Annotated in this window: 20 protein-coding genes; 14 read left to right on the top strand and 6 right to left on the bottom strand. The window is 51.1% G+C overall.

The features are described from left to right. The first annotated feature begins 50 nt into the window (after positions 1-50). Complete coding sequence (locus tag LQZ19_RS05220) at positions 51-1694, top strand: phage tail tape measure protein (protein WP_411046603.1); 1644 nt, start codon at positions 51-53, stop codon at positions 1692-1694. A gap of 203 nt (positions 1695-1897) precedes the next feature. Then, positions 1898-2215 (top strand): hypothetical protein, encoded by a 318-nt coding sequence (locus LQZ19_RS05215; RefSeq protein WP_411046602.1) that lies wholly within the window; start codon positions 1898-1900, stop codon positions 2213-2215. 256 nt (positions 2216-2471) lie between these two features. On the opposite strand, the gene LQZ19_RS05210 is transcribed toward LQZ19_RS05215, so the two are convergent. Together LQZ19_RS05210 and LQZ19_RS05205 are read right to left on the bottom strand one after the other, a co-directional pair. After that, positions 2472-2921, bottom strand: a complete 450-nt coding sequence (locus tag LQZ19_RS05210; protein WP_411046601.1) for a hypothetical protein — start codon at positions 2919-2921, stop codon at positions 2472-2474. A 3-nt stretch (positions 2922-2924) separates the two neighbouring features. After that, positions 2925-3155 (bottom strand): helix-turn-helix domain-containing protein, encoded by a 231-nt coding sequence (locus LQZ19_RS05205; RefSeq protein WP_411046600.1) that lies wholly within the window; start codon positions 3153-3155, stop codon positions 2925-2927. Positions 3156-3328: 173 nt separating this feature from the next. On the opposite strand from LQZ19_RS05205, the gene LQZ19_RS05200 reads away from it, so the two are divergent. The 8 genes from LQZ19_RS05200 to LQZ19_RS05165 all read left to right on the top strand — a co-directional run bounded on the left by LQZ19_RS05200 (position 3329) and on the right by LQZ19_RS05165 (position 6211). Further along, complete coding sequence (locus LQZ19_RS05200; RefSeq protein ID WP_411046599.1) at positions 3329-3676, top strand: hypothetical protein; 348 nt, start codon at positions 3329-3331, stop codon at positions 3674-3676. A gap of 106 nt (positions 3677-3782) precedes the next feature. Then, positions 3783-3941: a hypothetical protein gene (locus LQZ19_RS05195; RefSeq protein ID WP_411046598.1), complete on the top strand. Its 159-nt coding sequence runs from the start codon at positions 3783-3785 to the stop codon at positions 3939-3941. Positions 3942-3954: 13 nt separating this feature from the next. Next, complete coding sequence (locus tag LQZ19_RS05190) at positions 3955-4176, top strand: helix-turn-helix domain-containing protein (RefSeq protein ID WP_411046597.1); 222 nt, start codon at positions 3955-3957, stop codon at positions 4174-4176. Between the two features lie 252 nt (positions 4177-4428). Beyond that, positions 4429-5043, top strand: coding sequence for a hypothetical protein (locus LQZ19_RS05185; RefSeq protein ID WP_411046596.1), 615 nt, complete (start codon positions 4429-4431; stop codon positions 5041-5043). Continuing rightward, on the top strand, positions 5040-5318 hold the full coding sequence (locus tag LQZ19_RS05180; RefSeq protein ID WP_411046595.1) for a hypothetical protein: 279 nt from the start codon (positions 5040-5042) through the stop codon (positions 5316-5318). The genes LQZ19_RS05185 and LQZ19_RS05180 overlap by 4 nt, the downstream gene beginning before the upstream one ends. A 135-nt stretch (positions 5319-5453) precedes the next feature. Continuing rightward, positions 5454-5672 (top strand): hypothetical protein, encoded by a 219-nt coding sequence (locus LQZ19_RS05175; RefSeq protein ID WP_411046594.1) that lies wholly within the window; start codon positions 5454-5456, stop codon positions 5670-5672. Next, positions 5662-5949 (top strand): hypothetical protein, encoded by a 288-nt coding sequence (locus LQZ19_RS05170; protein ID WP_411046593.1) that lies wholly within the window; start codon positions 5662-5664, stop codon positions 5947-5949. Before LQZ19_RS05175 ends, LQZ19_RS05170 begins: the two co-directional genes overlap by 11 nt. A gap of 46 nt (positions 5950-5995) precedes the next feature. Beyond that, entirely contained in the window at positions 5996-6211 is a 216-nt protein-coding gene (locus LQZ19_RS05165; protein WP_411046592.1) for a helix-turn-helix domain-containing protein, read from the top strand. Positions 6212-6998: 787 nt separating this feature from the next. On the opposite strand, the gene LQZ19_RS05160 is transcribed toward LQZ19_RS05165, so the two are convergent. Next, entirely contained in the window at positions 6999-7415 is a 417-nt protein-coding gene (locus LQZ19_RS05160; protein WP_411046591.1) for a PIN domain-containing protein, read from the bottom strand. Beyond that, positions 7412-7999 (bottom strand): DUF2281 domain-containing protein, encoded by a 588-nt coding sequence (locus LQZ19_RS05155; protein WP_411046590.1) that lies wholly within the window; start codon positions 7997-7999, stop codon positions 7412-7414. The genes LQZ19_RS05160 and LQZ19_RS05155 overlap by 4 nt, the downstream gene beginning before the upstream one ends. Before the next feature lie 275 nt (positions 8000-8274). Between LQZ19_RS05155 and LQZ19_RS05150 the strand changes: the two genes are divergently transcribed. The 4 genes from LQZ19_RS05150 (at position 8275) to LQZ19_RS05135 (ending at position 11420) form a co-directional block, all read left to right on the top strand. After that, complete coding sequence (locus tag LQZ19_RS05150; protein WP_411046589.1) at positions 8275-8592, top strand: hypothetical protein; 318 nt, start codon at positions 8275-8277, stop codon at positions 8590-8592. A gap of 33 nt (positions 8593-8625) precedes the next feature. Next, the gene (pnuC, locus tag LQZ19_RS05145) at positions 8626-9357 is read left to right on the top strand and encodes a nicotinamide riboside transporter PnuC (RefSeq protein WP_411046588.1); all 732 of its coding nucleotides are present in this window, start codon (positions 8626-8628) and stop codon (positions 9355-9357) included. After that, the gene (locus tag LQZ19_RS05140) at positions 9354-10358 is read left to right on the top strand and encodes an AAA family ATPase (RefSeq protein WP_411046587.1); all 1005 of its coding nucleotides are present in this window, start codon (positions 9354-9356) and stop codon (positions 10356-10358) included. The genes pnuC and LQZ19_RS05140 overlap by 4 nt, the downstream gene beginning before the upstream one ends. Before the next feature lie 84 nt (positions 10359-10442). Then, a complete protein-coding gene (locus LQZ19_RS05135) occupies positions 10443-11420 on the top strand; it encodes an ankyrin repeat domain-containing protein (protein WP_411046586.1) in 978 nt (325 codons plus the stop codon). A gap of 6 nt (positions 11421-11426) precedes the next feature. On the opposite strand, the gene LQZ19_RS05130 is transcribed toward LQZ19_RS05135, so the two are convergent. Next, positions 11427-13136, bottom strand: coding sequence for an ankyrin repeat domain-containing protein (locus LQZ19_RS05130; protein WP_411046585.1), 1710 nt, complete (start codon positions 13134-13136; stop codon positions 11427-11429). Further along, positions 13133-17179: a WGR and DUF4132 domain-containing protein gene (locus LQZ19_RS05125; RefSeq protein WP_411046584.1), complete on the bottom strand. Its 4047-nt coding sequence runs from the start codon at positions 17177-17179 to the stop codon at positions 13133-13135. Before LQZ19_RS05125 ends, LQZ19_RS05130 begins: the two co-directional genes overlap by 4 nt. Between the last annotated feature and the right edge of the window lie 114 nt (positions 17180-17293).

Here is a 17293-nt window from a genome sequence, read left to right as displayed (position 1 = left end):
ACAATACTGCAAAGAAATACAGCAGAAGATGAAAAGGTAAGGGATCGAGAATGGCAAATGCAAAAAGTTTCCAGGTTAAAACAATTTTTTCTGCGGTTGATAAAATGTCACCGTCACTGTCAAAAATGTTCAAGTCGATAACTTCCCAGGTTGCCCTTGGAACTCTGGCCGCAAAGGGAATTTCAAAAGCCTTTGCCGGGATCGGAAACTCTCTTAAATCGATACCACAATGGGCATCAGGTACCGATCAAATACTGAAGGACGCTAATAAATTGGGGGTTGAATCCGAAACCCTGCAAAGGTTCCGCTATGCTGCCCTACATGCTAATGTTGAAGCTTCAAAACTGGATGCCGCATTGCTAACCATGACAAAAAATATCGGGACCGGGGCGCTCTACAAATCCCTTGAAAAAATCGACGGCGGCCTTTCAAAACAAATTAAGGGCGCCGGTACCGTCGAGGAAGCATTCCGGATCGTGGCAAAGGCAATGAAGGGGGAACAGGACGCAGGGAAGCGGGCGGCTATAGGAACCGCTGTCTTTGGAAAGAGTTTTGCCGATCTCATTCCCATGTTTGATGATTTAGAGGAAACAATGCGGAAAGCGGGCCGGTACGGTTTTATCATCCCAAAAGAAGCATCCCAGCGGGCAAATGATTTTAACACCAGTATAACAAACCTCAAGACTTCTCTGGGCTTCTTCCAAAACCTTGCAAGTGATCTGCTTATCAAATTTGTTACCCCTCTGGTAGATAAATTTCTTGAGTGGACTGTCCAAAACCGTGAGCTGGTATCAACAAAGCTGGCAGAGTTTATCTTTGGGGTTGCCGGTGGTATCCAGTGGATGATCAACAAGATTCCTGATTTTATCGATACGGTAAAGGGATTTATAGAATTTGTAAAGCGGGAAATTCTTCCCACGGTTTTGTGGCTTGTTGCAAAAATCCCGGATCTGGCAAGATTCATCGGGGATATAGCGCCGGCCATTATCACCGTATGGGCGGCGTTTAAAGGTTATACTATTATTGGGACCATAACCCGCGCCGTCGAAGGATTAACCGGTGCCACCTGGGGCCTCAATGCGGCATGGACTGCAAATCCTCTCGGGCTTATTATTTCCGGAGCGATAGTCCTTCTTGGCGGGTTCTCCTTTATGGTCAAGAAAATCTCTGGGGACATATTGGGTTGGTCCGATTCCTTCCTGGTAGTAGGGCAAACCCTTAACCGCCTTATAGGTTTCTTTTTGAATCCGATTTATGATCTGGTCCAGAGCATCCTTGCCCTTGGCTCCTACCTTCCCGGCGCCGTTGGTAAATCGTTCAGCTCCGCTTGGAATAATTGGGAAAATTTCCAAAAAGGTATGAACATGAAATTTACCGGATCTACTGATTATGGACTATTCCACTTAGGCGATTCCTACAAAATGGCCATGGACCGGGCCAAGGAAGCCGCCGGAACCACAACAGGAACAGGTGAAGGAGATACCGGGGTACTGGGCGGAGTTGATAACAGCATGAGTGAACTGCAACGCTTTCTTGCGGATTGGTTCAAAACATTCAGCGAAGAAAACAAAGACACCGCTACGACGATCGCTGGCTTGGGGGGAGGCCCAAAGATCAATAGTGGTTCCCCCCCTCTTAATTTCGGTGCTATGGGCAAGTACGATTTGTGGGGAACCGTTTTGCGGGGCTTTTAATGAATTCCCAGGCCATGACGCGCTTCGCCAGTATTCTGTGTCTTATAACCCCATCACGGATCAGTACTCCGCATACCTGGGAGAAAAGAAAATCACTACCAATGATTCAGAGAGCGAAGTATGGCGCTATATCCAGGCTATCGAAGCCCGGAACCTTCTCAGGGGTGAACCTCACAGGAAAAACCCATTGGAGATTTACCATTATGAGTGAAAAACTGCCGCACGATTATGACCTGATAAAAGAGCTTGAAGAAACAATTGCCATCTGCGTAAATTCGGGTATTGATACTTTTGATCTGAGAAAAAAATATTACGAGGCAGTGGAAAGCTTAAGAGGGATATTCGCTGAACTGGATAAACGCTGTACCGATGGCGGGTTATCGCTGAAAGAATTACGGTATCAGTATTTCAGAGAGCAGGAAGCCCTTGAGTGGTATGCCAAACTCCAAAGGGAAGGGCGACTGCCGTTTGTGCGGTATGGCGGTCCCAAGACGGCGCCCGGAAACCCTGATCGGGGGTAACGATCTCCTGGCGCCGTTCCTTACACCGGTTACCCGGTAAGATTGACGTAGTGGGGAGTTATTCCGGCCTCAGCATTGCCGGCCCGTGGTGGGGTTTTCCGGGACCCCTTTTCCCCCACCCCCCCTAGGTTCCTATTTTTATCTTGACAATTCCCAGTTTTATGCCGATACTTTTAAGTATCTGATCAGCCCGAGAATCAGCGCCAGGGGACGTAGAAATGCGTTGTATTGACTGCGCCGTTACCAGGTCAGATTTTTAACCGCCTTGTGATGTATTCCAAAGCGGTTTTTTATTGCCCATAAAGTCCTTCCTAGTGATAAGGCCAGTCTTTACGTCATAAAAATCGCCTTCTTCTAACCGGGTAAGTTCGACATAGATCATTGCGTCTTTTATGCCCTTTTTATACAAAATAAGCCTTGAACCCTTCCCGCCATAGATAGCATCGTAGGTTTTGGTAACGTCTTGGACCAGATCTCGGGCATTTTGATATCCGTTATCCCGGAGTTGCTGTAACCTATCAGGGCGCTCAATGTGCCTTTCCCCGTAATTCTCCCTTTCTCCCTCTTGTTTCCCGATTCTAAGGCGAATTTTTCCCGCTTGCCGCCTGATTGCCTGGGCGATCTCCGGTGAGATTTCCCCAAAATCCTTGCTGCCTTCGCGGGTGAGAACAAATTCGCCATCATGGAGTACCGGGGTACTATCCATCGGCTATATCTCTTCCCTGGTGTCGTTCAGGGTGAACCAAGCGCGGGGCGGGGGATCTTCGTTATATGTTGCCCCTAAGGCGGCTGCTATTTTTTCCAACTCTTCCCGGGTGAATTTCTCCCCCCTTAGCTTGTTATTGAAATACTCCGGGGATATCCCCAGGGCCTCCGCTACCTCTTTTTGCTTGGCTCCCTTCTTTACCATAAGGATTTTTATCTTTTCCGATATCGCCATAGAGCCCCCTTAATGTATGAGTATAACTCTATTATTGGGATTAGTCAATAAAATATGTTTATATAATAACTATATAAAATATTAATAAATAAAAATCATATAAAAATAAACAAATATATATTGCAAACTAAACAAATATAGTTTATATTTATAAACATAAAGGAACCGAAACCATGACAGCCAAGCAAGCCATAAAAGCCCGGTGCCTGGACTGCTCCGGGCGGATCTGTACCATCGCGGAGTGCGTTCTAAAAGGCCTGGCAAAGAAAAAAGGGAAGGTTAAGAAAAGCGTAATCTTCGCCTATTGCCGGTGGTGCATGAACGGTCATCCTTTCCGGGTTTGTTCATCCCCGGATTGTGCCATTTACCAGTATCGGACCAATCCCGGGAAACCATCCCTGGATGCCGTTTGTACGGAAAAAGTGGGGGGTACAGAGGGGGTAAATGAACGCGCCCCGGAAAATCCGGGAAATGATACCAATAGGAGGTTAGGCAATGGACTATTCAGTTTCCTACAGTGAGAAAAGGCGGGTCTATGTTGTTTATAAAGGCCCGAAGCGGGTGAAGTCATTCCGGTATGAACGGGACGCCTGGGGCTATATCGCAGCGCCTTGGAGGGCTTGAGCCATGGAAGACAACGAACCCCGCATCGGGAACCGGCTGGATGCGATTGCCTTTATTGAAATCATGATTGAGGAGGTGAAATTCTACCCTCCCCATTCACCGGGCTTTTTTCTCAAATCGCTTGAAGCAATCAAGGACGCCTTAGAGCGGGAAATCATTTAACAGGAGGGAGACCATGACAAAGCCCCTTACCATTCCGGAAGCGGCAAAACAGATCGGGCTGTCCAGTATAACCATTCGCCGGATGATTTATGCCGGTAAGATCGGGTATCGGAAAATAGGCGCGAGGTATTTTTTCATGGAGTCAGATCTTGCCGAACTCATGGAATCGGCTAAGCATCCAATACGGCAGGCTGAGGTAATTTCAGAGGTGAAACTGCCGGATGAAATCATTTAACAGGGAGGTAAACCATGAGGGGATTCATGTACCGGCTGGGAATAGCCGTGAAGGACCGCGGGGAACGCTGGCAGTGCGGCGCCCTTATCCGGCTGGGGCTGGCCATCAGAAGCCGGTTGTAATCGGTGATCTTTGGGGGAGGGTAGAGAACTAATCCGGGTATTGAAGCCCTCGGTTTCTTCGCTCCGCCTTCCCCCATTATTTTTACCGGGCCTGTATGGGTCCGGAATCATAGCAAGGAGAGTAAAGAGAATGGGTTATGAATATGACAGTCTGATTTTCTGGCCGAAAAAGAAGATCCGCCGGACGTTTAAGGAAGCGGCGGCGGCCATGGGCACCGATATGGAAGCAGCGGCCCTGCGGGTGTTTCACGAGCGGATGTCGCTGTTTTTCGTGATGGCGGATGAAACGGCTTTTTCTGTGGACAATCTCGCAGTAAAATTGTATAGGCACGCACGGAAACAGTTGTCCTGGGCAGCCAGCTTCCCAAAAGAGGAAGACCAAGGAGAGGATGACATTTCCGGAATAGCAGGGGAAAAGGTAGAAGGCGTCCCTACTGCTCCTGAACCTGTCCCGGTAATGAAACCCTTTATCGATGGCGGTGGCCATGCCGACGGTATCAATGCGGTGAATTTTTACCCGGCGGAACGGGTAGAGGAAGTATTTTCCCGGATGCGCTCGGCAATGGGTACACCCCGGGAAGCGGCGGAATTGAGAATATTTGCCCTGCGTATGGAACGGCTGTACGAAGATGCGGAGGAAAACCATACCTGGATTGACGACGGAGAGATCTTCCTGCGGGTTTCCCAACATGAAGCGGCGGAAGATGCGGCGTTTGTCCGGAGCATTACCGGGGGCGTGAAATGATCTACACCGATGAATTTATCCCATCCCTTGAATTCTGGCCCGAGAAGGATGTCCTTTCGGCTTTCCAGGAAGCGGACCAGGCAATAGGGACGGACGGGGAAGCCCTGGCTCTGCGTGTTTTCTTTGCCCGGATGTATGACAAGGCAAGTGAGACAAAATCCTGGGCGGATGAGGAAGATATTTTCAAAATGGCGGCCCTGGGTGAAGCTCTGGATAACGATCGGTTCCTTCGCAGTATCGGAGCGGAGGGGATAACATGGGCTTCCCGTGTATAGGCAAGACGGAATCATGGGCGGCGTATGGCCGATAAATATTCCCGGCGGCATTGTCATAATTACGGTATCGGTTAAAAAGCATTTTTTAAGGGATAAGATAAAACGCTTTTTTTCTGAAAGGGGCAGGCGGCAAAGATGAAAAAACCAGAGGTGTCTATTAAGGATTTATGGGACCTGAAAGAAGCTGTCCGGCAAGCGATCCGCAAAGAGCTGCGGGTATGTCGACATGGCCCCGCTCAATGCGAAGTTATCCCCTTTCCGGTTGAAAAGTCCGGCCATGATACGGCGCAAGGGGAACGGTGTATTATCCTGTCTATCTGGCGGCATATTTGGAGGGAAAACCATGAAGCGTGAAAAACAAATAGGCGCCCGGGTGTCTTTTCCGGCATCCTACTTTATGCAGATAGAGGATTGCTGGAAACATGAGGCCGGGGGCTGCCATAGGGCCCTCACCTTTCAGGACTTCCTGGCGGTCCTTATCGGGTACGGAATGGAAGCCTACCTTGCCCAGCTCCGGCCGGCAGCGGCGCCGCTTGATTCTCAATCCGGGAATTGTAAACCCGAAGCAGACCAGGCGGACCCCTGGGACTTTGATAGTACGGAAAGTGATAAGGTGTTAAGATATCGGTAACGCCCGGGCAGATAGCTCTGGTGGATAAATATTAGGAGGCACTCAAATGAATGAAAGCGCCACTGTTTCTGTATACCAGTGGCTTACCTATCAGGAGGCGGCGGACTGTATCAAGGTCCACAAGGTAACGCTACAGCGCTGGATCAAAGATGGGCGGATTAAAGAAAAGTATCTCCGCCGCTTCGGGGATAAGGTAATCCGTATCTCCGCCGAATGGCTCAACGAGGGAGCGGAAACCGATGGACATGGAGGAGAAATTTAGTACCAGATATGAAGTAAAATGCCAGGCTGTGAACAAGTTATTATTCCGGTAATCTCCGGGCCGTTGGCCTCGGTCATTATAGCGTCCCCCGCATGGGGAACGTATCTCGCCCGGCCAGAGTTGTCAGGCAAAAAGAAAAGGAGCGATATCATTTAGTCGTTTTTCTATATTTTGCACCGCGCCCCTGGAATAGCCGCCGGGGGCGCTCTTTAATCAGTAGGTTCAAGCTTCCATAACGTAATGGAACTACTATCGCCAATGGTTATAGTGGTTTGAGGGTGGGATACGTCCGGTGTATACCCCTAAGATCAGGAATGATGATGTTAGATCCTAACCTTACTCAGAGTAAGGTTAGCAATGCTAACTCACTACATAACTCACAAAACTATTGATAAATGATGATAAAATATTGACAATTTTGTACATTATATACTATAATAATATCAGGTTGACAAGCGCCTTGGTCGTTCTGAAAATCCTTGTGTCAAGGGTTCAATTCCCTTTGGCGGCAACAGTTAAAGGCCCATCCGTAAGGATGGGGTTTGTCGCATAGGCGCCAAAGGGAATTGAACCGGAGCCCGCGCCGAACGAATGTGAGGAAAAGGCGCCATGGATGGCGCCGACAGCGGGCGTAGGCGGCCTGTAGGGAGCAAACAGGAAGTTTGCGACCGGAAGGCAATTCCCTTTGGCGGCAACAGCTAGAGGCCCATCCGTAAGGATGGGTTTTGTCGTTATAGGCGCCAAAGGGAAGGCATTTTTGGCGCCTGGCGCCTCACGGGATAACGCTCTAACCGGAGACCACCAGACTCAGAAAATCTTCCGGCGTAACAACCGGAAGGGCGGCGGTGGTAAAGTCGGCGGGGTTGCGGGTAACAATATAATCCACCGTGAGGCATTCACCGGCGGCATATTGAACCGCGTCCTCAAAGTCGCCCCATTCAAGGGCAATGGCCCGGCGGATTTCAGCGCTGCTGACCGTTGCGACATCGGCGTTGAGCAGCAACCGTTTCAAGAGTTCCATTGCGGCCTTTTTGCTGCCTATGTGTTTGCGGGAAATGTAGTAAATATCGGTAATCGCGGATGCCGAGACAAAAATTCCAACGCCCCCTCGCCATAAGCCCAGAATCTTGGTGGCGGCGGCGGTAAAGGGCTGCCGCTCCAGCAGCGCGTCAAGGGCGACATTGGTATCTATCAGGATGTTCATATACCATACTTTTCCGCAAGCCGCATTTCCCGAATATCCTTCATGGTAACATCAGGGGGAAGGTCGGCGCCTTTAAGCGCGCCCACAATCGCCTGTATCTCCGGCGCTTGTGCCCATTCTTCAATCTGCGCATTCGTAAAATGCGGAAGGATGGACTTTTCCGCTTTCCGGCTTTTTTGCTTCAAATACCCTACAAAATCCAGAACCTCCGCCACAAGATTGGGCGGAAGGGACTGGATTTCATCTAATAAAACTGCCGCATCGTTCATATCGGCCTCCTGCATACAGAATACTACAAGTCTCATGCCGGGGCAAGCGAAGCTGCGGTCATGACAACCAGGAGCCCGGAAACTAGGGGAAGAATTGACGGGAAGTATGGGTTGAAAGTGATTGCAGTCAGGTTCGCAAGCCAAATCCGATGCCTGGCACCTCTGCGCTGCCCTAAGATGGGGCGCCTTGGCCAGCCATACCTCGTATTCCGCCCCGGAACGGGCGTCTTTTTCCGGGGTGTTGAGAAAAAGGTCGCATCCTGCAAATAAGAGGGCAATACCGCGAGCCAGGACAAAAAAGCACGCTGCTTTCATACAACAGCCCCTTGTCCAAAAAGGGGTAGAATGTAACCTAATAAATCTATCGGAATTGGGGAGTAGTAAGTATTTTTTTATGACATTTTAACTGGTCAAGACAGTCGATAAACAGGCCACCGGACAAAATTATCACCCTTTATAATAGAATATAAGTATAATATAGCACAATTCTTTCCGTATCACGATATTTTATACTATTTTTGTCGTATTTCCCCGTTTTTCAATTTTCCCGGTTCGTTATGGGCTAAACTTGACCCACATCAAGGAGTAAGATGAATTTCACCGCGAAGGCACACAAAGGCGCAGAAGAAAAAAAGATCCCTATGTATCTTTCCCTTTCCCTTTCCCTTTCCCTTTTCGCCTCCTGCGCCTTTGCGGTTTTTCCATTACCCCGCAATTATAACAACACTATCCGGGATAGCAGCCGATTCGAAAAAGAAAAAAGTATCGGAACCGTATCAGAGGAATATCTCAATGTTCAATGGTCGTACTCACCGTTTCTCATCGTCAATTTTATTAGTCCCTTTATCAATAATACTGATGGTCTTGACAAATCTACAAAACAAGATAGAATAAAAACGATATACTAGTGGTCTGGGGTTATGCGGAGATAAGGAAGTATCATGCAAAATGATAAAGGCATTTTAAGCGGTATCTTACGCTGGACCCCCTACGAAATTATCTGGCTGTTGCTTTTTTTCGGCATGGCGGTCTTTATCACCATAGCAACGAAGGACAACTTTTTTGGTTTTCTCGTTTTTTTATCCGGGGTACTCTGCGTACTCATGGCCGCCAAGGGCAGCATACTCAACTATCCTGCGGGGACCTTCAACTGTGTTGGTTATTCCTGGATAGCCTGGCACAACGGGCTTTGGGGCGAAGTGGGCCTCAATATGCTTTTTTACCTCCCCATGAATATAATAGGTTTCCTGATGTGGCGGGGCCATGTGGATCAGGACATCGTCCGTATGCGGAAGATGGGCTGGCGGGGTATACTGCTCCTGGTACTGATCTGCGCTGTTTCCGTCACCGCCGGAGGCTTCGGCCTTTCTTTTATACCGGGACAAAACACGCCCTTCATCGACGCCGCTACCAACGTTCTTTCGATCATCGCCACTATTCTCATGGTCAGGCGTTACCGGGAACAGTGGCTCTGTTATATCAGTCTCAACATCCTCTCGGTGATCATGTGGAGTATACGCTGGGCAAACAACAGCCCCGAAGGACCCCTTATGGTGCTTATGTGGTCGGCCTACCTTATCAATGCCTTCTACGGCATGTACACATGGACAAAGGGGGCTTCGCAAAATCAGGCTGATGCCGTAAATGCCGCGCCTGCCGGAGAAGGCCGGTGAAAAAAATTGGCCTTACCCTGGGAAAGTACGCGCCCTTTCACAAGGGGCACGCCCTGGTAGTAGACACCATGCTCAAGGAAATGGACGCAGGAATACTGGTGATCTACCATACCGGTGTTACTCCCATTCCTCTCTGCGTCCGTTCCGCCTGGATACGAAAACTCTATCCAAAGCTCACGGTCATCGAAGCCTGGGATGGCCCCGAGGGATACTCCAATGAACGTTCCCATGAAATTAAGGAAGAGGAGTATATCAAAAAACTTTTGGGGAAAACCAGAATCAGCGCTTTTTATTCCGGCGAATTTTACGGGGAACACATGAGCCGGGCTTTGCATTGCGAGGATCGCCGTATTGATGAGGCCCGTAAAATTGTGCCCGTATCGGGGACAGTGATACGGGAGGACCCTTTCAAGTACCGGGAATTTATTGACGGCATTGTGTATCGGGACCTTATCATTAAGGTAGTATTTGTGGGGGCCATGTCCACCGGGAAGTCCACCCTTACCGAGGCTCTGGCAAAGCGTTACCACACGGTTTTTGCGTCCGAGTATGGCCGGGATTACTGGACAGACCATCAGGTGAACCGTCGCATAGGTTTTAAGGATTTTGACATTATCGCAACGCGGCACATTGAGCAGGAAGAAAAGGCGGTTCAGAAAGCTAACCGCTATCTCTTTGTGGACACCAACGCTATCACCACCTATATGTACGCCCTGGACTACCACGGCAGGGCGCCGAAACTCCTCACCCGGCTTGCTCTGGAAAACGCTTCCCGCTACGATCTCTTTTTTCTCTGCGAGGACGATATACCCTACGACGATACCTGGGATCGCAGCGGAAGCGGCAAGCGGGAAGTTTTTCACCGCCAGACTGTGGCGGATCTTCTAGCGCGGAAGATTCCCTACATACCGTTGCGCGGTTCCCTGGAGGAACGGATGGAACAGGTGGACAGGGCGCTGAAAAATTTTGTACCCTATAGCAACTATTTTGGAAACCGATGAGCTAATGCGTATACATATCTGCACTCATCGGCGCTTCTGGCGCTTAAGGATATTGCCAAAAACGGAACATACAAGGAGCCTGCCATGATTAATTCCCTGGACGCCGCCTTTCTTAACGCCTGCAAAAACGGACAAAAGGAAATTGTAGAAACCCTTTTCAGGAAGGGGGGCTTCAATGTAAACAAGCGGGATGAACATGGACATACCCCCCTGTTCTACGCCTGTAAAAAGGGCGCCCGGGATGTGGTTAAGCTCCTCATCGCCAACGGGGCGGACGTGAACATTAGCGATAATGATGGGATAAGTCCCCTCCACGGCGTTTCCTCAAGTGGCAACCGGGAAATAGTAAAGATGCTTGCCGACGCCGGAGCGGACCTTAACGCTGCTGACGCTCAGGGCAAGACCGCGCTGATCTATACCATCGTAGAACGGAAAACAGAGGCGGCAAAATTTCTCCTGAGCCTGGGGGCGGATAGTTCCCTGAAGGATTCAAACGGACAGACCGCCCTGGACCATGCGGTTGCCGCGGGCCTCCGGGATTTGCTTCCCATGCTTTCGGGCGTCGGGGAGCACAAGGATAACTATGGCAACACCCCCCTGCACCAGGCCGCATACAGCGGTCATAGCGAGCTTGTTCAGGCCTTGCTGAAACAGGGCGGCACTGACCTAAACGCCCTGAACGACCAAGGGGAGACGGCGCTGATCCTGGCAGTACGGAATTCCAATCTGGCCATAACAGAGATATTGGTAAAAGCCGGCTCCGATGTGAACCTCAAACTTTTAAACGGCAGTTCGCCCCTGCACTACGCCGCCGCGGAGGGCAATGTGTTTATCGGCGAAGCCCTGATAAACGCAGGCGCCGATGTAAACCTGAAAAACACCGATGGTGAAACGCCCCTTATCGTGGCCGCCATGAAGGGCCGCAACGATTTTACCGCTCTGCTCATCGAAAAGGGCGTGGATATCAAGGCGGCGGATAACCTGCAGCACAACGCTCTATGGTACGCCACCGATGGGGACTTTGCGGAAATTGCCGGGCAACTCATTGAGGCGGGGGCCTAAGCTTCCCTATCCCCTCTCCACCAGCAGCTTCACTATACGGTCGTGATTATTCCCCTGGGCAATATCCAGGGCGCTTTCCCCGCTGTTATTAACGTGGGCAATATCGGTATAGCCTGAGTCAAAGAGCAGTTCCATGACACGCTTGCCCGAGGCTTCGTGGTAATTGGCGGCGGCGTAGATCAGGGCGGTGTTACCATTACTGTCCGCATGGCCCGGATCGGCGCCATGGGATAACAAGAGCTCGGCGATTTCCTGTTCAAACTCAAGGCCGTTTTCGGCAGTGAGCATCAGGGGGGTAAAGCCGTTACGGTTTGCCTGATTGGGGTCGGCCCCGGCGTCCAGCAGCTTTTCGATAAACAGGAAATTCATCCGCTGGTCATACAAACGATGGCACATAGCATGGAGGCCGGTGTTGCCTTCGCGGTCTACCGGTACCTTGGGGTCAAGACCCTTTTCGATAAGGTGTTCCAAAACCTCCAATGTCCACCGGTAAGGGGAATTGAGAAGCCAGAAGAGGGCGGAAGTTTCGTTTACTTCGTTGATGCGGTTAATATCGGCGCCGTGTTCAAAAAGCAGATCCATAACCGCATAAAAGTCTTTCTCCTCATGGGGCGGAACGGGCAGGCGCGGTTCTTTTTTGCATAGGATTTGCAGGGGGGTAAGATCGTCCTCGTCATGGACTATGTTGGGGTCGGCGCCGTTTTTAAGCAGCGCTTCCACTGCCTCAGGGTCCTCGCGGAGAACTGCCTGCCAGATATCCATACCCCCGGTGAGGGCGGCTATGGAGGCTGCTGTGTCATCTCCTCCCGTCTTTGCCGTCTTTGCAGCAACGATGATGGCGGCGATTTCCTTTGCCTCCGGCCCCGCGCGCTGGACGTAATAAAGGGGGCTAAGGCCGTAGCCGTCCTTGGCATCAATATCAAGGCCTATCGCGGGGGATTGTACCAGGATGGCGAGCATCTTTTTCACTTGCTCAATGTGGCCGGCAAAATATTTAAGAACATCAAGCTTATCGCAGATAAAATGCAAAACGGTTTTTCCTTCTGAATTGGCGGCGTCCATTCTGACCCCCCGGTCGGCAAGGGCGTGGATCAGGGGAAAGACGCCATACCGCGCTGCCTCAAGGTAAGCTATCTTCCCCTGCTTGTTCGGCGCTTGGGGATTTACCCCGGCGTCCAGAAGCGCGCAGACGGTTTGGTACATTGCGTCGTAATCCCTGGCGTACTCACTCGCGCCGAGGCTGCTCAAGCATATCTTGTGGAGGGGGGTATTCCTGTCCTCATTTGCCGTGAGCTTAACGCTCTGAGAATGGAGGTACTTAATCGCCCGGATGTCGAAATAAACCGCCGCTAAATGGTAGAGGTTACTGCCGTCGGATTCCTCTATATCTTTCTTATTGAGGTTTTCGTACATCGCTTCCATATTGAAGTGCTTATTTTGGTAGGCTTCACGAAAATACTGAACGGAGAAGTTGGCCTCGGAAATATACTCCGCAGCGTTTCTGGCAATGTGTTCCTCGGGGCTGAAACGGAGGAGCTTGCCCTCAATGTCCACCACGAGCACGGGCTGTTCCTTGTCCCCTTCAATAGCCCGGAGGATCCAGGTTTCCTTTGCGGGATGACAGAAGCCATCGGTGTCGTCAAAGTTGTAGATTACCCAATAACGGACGCCGGGTTTAAAATCGAAAACAGACAACTCGGGCTTCTGATCCTTCATTCATCTTCCTCCGCACCCTCCGCCGCCTTGAGCAAATTATCGAAGATAGACAGAATGGAACTCACAAAGCGTTGGGGAAGCGTCCGGGGATCGAGCCCCGCACCCTTGGCGATATCGCCGTAGCCCATGGGGTCCTCGGTATCAGGGCCGCTTAGTTTGTAGAAGTAGGCATATTGCAGTTCACCGGGCTCGCCGCCGCCCATGTAGGGGCCGTCAAAGGTGATGGCCGCGGTAAGGCCCAGCCAGGTATCGTTGAATGCGTAGGAATAGTAGGAGCCGCTGTCTCCGGTGGGGCCCCGTTCCATGTCGTACTTCCTCGCCAAACCGGTAAGGGCGCTTTCGGGGACCGTGTTCCCCAGGTAACGCTTGACGCCGAAATTCTTTTCCGTTTCGATGTCATCATCCTTTAAGGGAATGACTTTTACTTCAAGCTGTTTTATGCTCTGGATGATCTCGTAGTCCTCAAGCTGCTGTTTCCAGGCGGCGGTAGTTTCTTCGCCCATCTCTATTGGGTGGGCCAGGGAGATGGCCGCCGTTTCCGGCAGGGTGTATTCCTCGTCGCGGGCGGTGTTGAAGGTACCATCGTCCATGTAGCGGAAGGTTTCAAGGAGTTTGCCGTCAGTATAAGCGCCCCAGATAAGACCGGAAGCGAAACAGCGCATGATGGGATTTTCCACAAAAAGTTTTTTCCAGGCTTCAATTTTCCAAGGCCGGCCATCAATGAGCACCCGTTCAAGCCGCATGGTCTGGCTCTTTACCACCGCCTTGATAAACTTCTTGAGTTCAGAAAGTTCCGCCTTTGCACGATCAGCCTTTTCCTTGTCGTCCTTAGCGTTCGGCGCGGGGAGACTCTTGATAGGCTTTCCCACGGAAAGGTCGGTGAGGGCTACGGAAAAATCTTTCTGCAAACTAGCTTCAAACTGCCGGGGCCCGAAATCGAAGATACGTTTACCGTTACTGTCAAATTCCAGAGTGGGGACGATCTTGTCCAGAAGTTCATCAAGGGTGATACCCAAATCGGCGGCAGCCTTGAGCAATGCGCCGCGGGCAGCTTTCTTGACCTGCTTATTTCCCGCCTTTTGGGATATTTCGTCCACAGCGAGGAAGGCTAGGTCGTTCCCGTTGGCGGCGAAACATTCGGCGGCAAAGGCGGCCAGAGCTCCCCGGCTTGCATCAACCCAGTCGTAGATCTGTTTTTTGAGGGCCAGCAGTTCGTTTATAGGGGTATAGAAACAATAGGGAATAAGAACGGTCTTTTTCTTTGCGTCCGCCCCGATGGAAAGCCAGTTTTCGTAAAGCGCCCTAAGCGCCTGCTGCACCGATTTTTTGTCCAGGGCCGCTATTATTTCTCCACATTCGGGAAGGGGGATGGGAGAGGCCAGGAGGAAATGTTCCGCAAAAACAAAACGCAAAGCGTTGGGGGCGGGGATTTTCCCGTCGGTAAAACGGACGGCGGCAAAGATTTCTTCGGGAACCCAGGCGATGAGCTTTTTCCGGGAGGGGTTTACCTTTGCTTCCCATGTTGCGTCCTGAGCGGCGGCAGCCGGATCGGCCCCTGCCGCTGCCGGAACGATGGTGGGTTCCGACACAACCTGTTCTACGTAGCCCTTCTTGGTTTTTTCCGTAATTAATTTTTCCGCTTCTTTTGTACAAGCATCATTGCTATCAAAATCTTTTTCTGTTTTTTCTCCGTCACTGCCTACTCTGCCGTAAATGGTGATCAAATTGGCGCCCTTTACTTTGATGGTCCAGAATTTGCCGGATTTGCCGTCATCGAAAATAAAGCTGCGGTGCAGTATGCCTGACGGCCCGGTGGGTGCGGCCTCTGCTGCGGGAGCAGATGTAGCGGGCGCTTTCGCCGCCGGAGCGGGCTGCACCACCGGAGCGGGAGCTGCAGAAGCGGCGGACTTTGACGCGGCAGCAGGCTTTGGTGTCGAGGCTGCGGATGCAGCAAGAGCGCCCTGTTCAACATAGCCCTTCCGAGTTTTTTCCGCGATAAGCTTGTTGGCCGCTATGGCACAGGCGCCTTCGGTATCAAAACTTTTTTCCGATACTTGCCCGGCACTTCCCACTCGGCCAAAAGTTACCGTAAAGCTGACGCCGCTTACTTCGATATTCCAGAACTTGTTTGACTTGTCGTCGGTGTAAACAAAACTGCGCACCCCTGAGGAAGCCGCTTTCGCGGGTATTGCCGCTGGTTTCGCAGCGGGAGCCGGTTTTGCAGGCGCTTTCGCTGCCGGCTGAGTGGGCGCGGCTTGGGCAGGCGCCGCAGCCGGCTGGGCTGCCCGTTTGGCGGCCCGTTCCGCCGCGCCGGGCATAGCGTTCCACCGGGCGATAAGGCGCTGTGCAGCTTCGGAGGCATCCTTCTTAAATTTGGGCAGCGCCGCTTCAAGCTCCGTGCGGACTTCATCCTCATGGTTCAAGAGCAGTTCTTCTACCGCATTGATGGCACGCTTTGATTTGGCGCCGAAGAGGATCACTGCGTCTTTTAGGTCCTGGGCTCCGGGCGAAAATACCGCCTTGAGCCATCTGGCAAAATCTTCGGATTGTTCATTATGAACGGTCTTGGTCCCGACAGTCGCCAGATGGCCCACAAGCCAGGCTTTGGTCTCCTCGGGGTGAAGGTGGGTATAGTCCCGTATAATTTCGGAGGGGAAGGTAAAGTCAGGGGTATCAAGATTCCACCGTATCGCGTTAAAGGCGTTGTGAAATTCTTCCACACTAATACGGTTCGCCGTATGAAGGGCCAACACGGTAGATTCGGGGGTACACCATTCCTTCCGCAGATCGATAATGAAGCGGATGATATACGACATATAGTCGATCCGGTCATCATCATTTTTGCGGTGCTTGGCGAATTTTTCTTCAAAGAGCTTGTCCAGGCCGGGTATGCCGCTTTCGTAGATCGCCGCAAAGGGACGGGTAAAATCGGGGGAGGAAGATGCGTTGTCGCAGAAATATGAATCCTTCTTAATCTCGATAAGATCGTCCCAATGCTCCGACAGTTCCTTAACCTCCTTTTGCCCCTCGCCGTTGGCGAGTTTGATGGCGAGCAAATAAAGGGAAAAACGGAATGATTTTTTGCTGGGGCAGGGGACTTCGTCATCAAGGGTTTTGCCGTCAAGCGGCCAATAAAAAGCCCGGTTGGTTTTTTCAAAGAGTGGGCGGTTTTCTTTATAAAGCGTATTGAAATGCGCCGCCAGTTCAGCGGGTGTTTTTTCTATATCTCCCTGGAGGAGGAGCAGTTCGAACCACTCATCGGGAAGGCCGATTTTTTTGCCCAGCTCCCAAAGCTCCTCCCCCGAATAGGGGCAGTAAGGAAACCAGGTGTTAAAAAGGATGCGGAGCCGCAATTTTTTCAAAACCGGGGAACAGTCACCGGCCAAAAAAGCGGCCAGGTGCCCGCAGTAATTGTGTTCCCGCTGTATGAACCATTCTTTGAGGTCGATGTCGTTTTCGTCTTCGTGAACCTGCTTGGCCACAAAGGCTTCGATAAGGGGGATAAAGCTTTTGTATTTTTCGGCGGTAGCGGCGTCCGCTTGTCCGATGATTCCTGCGGCCAAGGCTATGTTGATGCCGGAAAGTTTCTCTTTCGGGTCCAGCATTTTGGGGTCGTCGGACTGCAAGTCCGTCAATAATTCATCCAGAAAGGCCGGAATTTCATCGCTGTAGTATTTTAAAAAATTACGCGCTGCGTTCCAGGTTCCGTGCCGGTCCCCGCCGCCTTCGCTTTTTTTGACCAACTTATACGCATCCTTGAAGGGCCTCCCCAGGGACTTGAGGACCCGTACTTCCGCATCTTCTGCGGGATCAATTTTTTCATCCTTGGTCGAGAGGATTGCCGCCTGGACTATGCGCAGGGCCAGGGCGCCGTACTTGCCGTCAAGTTCCGCCGCTACTTCATCGGGAAAGAGGAAGTCGTATTTAATGCCCTTGGGCCAAGGGCCATTCCCGGTGATATAAGCCTCAAATTCATCTTTCTTCCAGGGTTCGCAACTCCTGCAAACGTGCCAGAATTCTTTTACCAGTTCTTTTTCAGTCATGGGGGGCCTCCAACCAGGTTCAGTATACCATAGTCACTGTATTCTGCCAATTAATATTTTTAGTATTCCTGAAAAACAGTTGAAACCTATCCTAAAATGATGTTAAATTCATCA

The organism is Treponema primitia (genome assembly GCF_046533075.1).
GTDB classification, from domain to species: domain Bacteria; phylum Spirochaetota; class Spirochaetia; order Treponematales; family Breznakiellaceae; genus Termitinema; species Termitinema primitia_B.
This window is presented reverse-complemented; position numbering and strand designations above follow the sequence as displayed.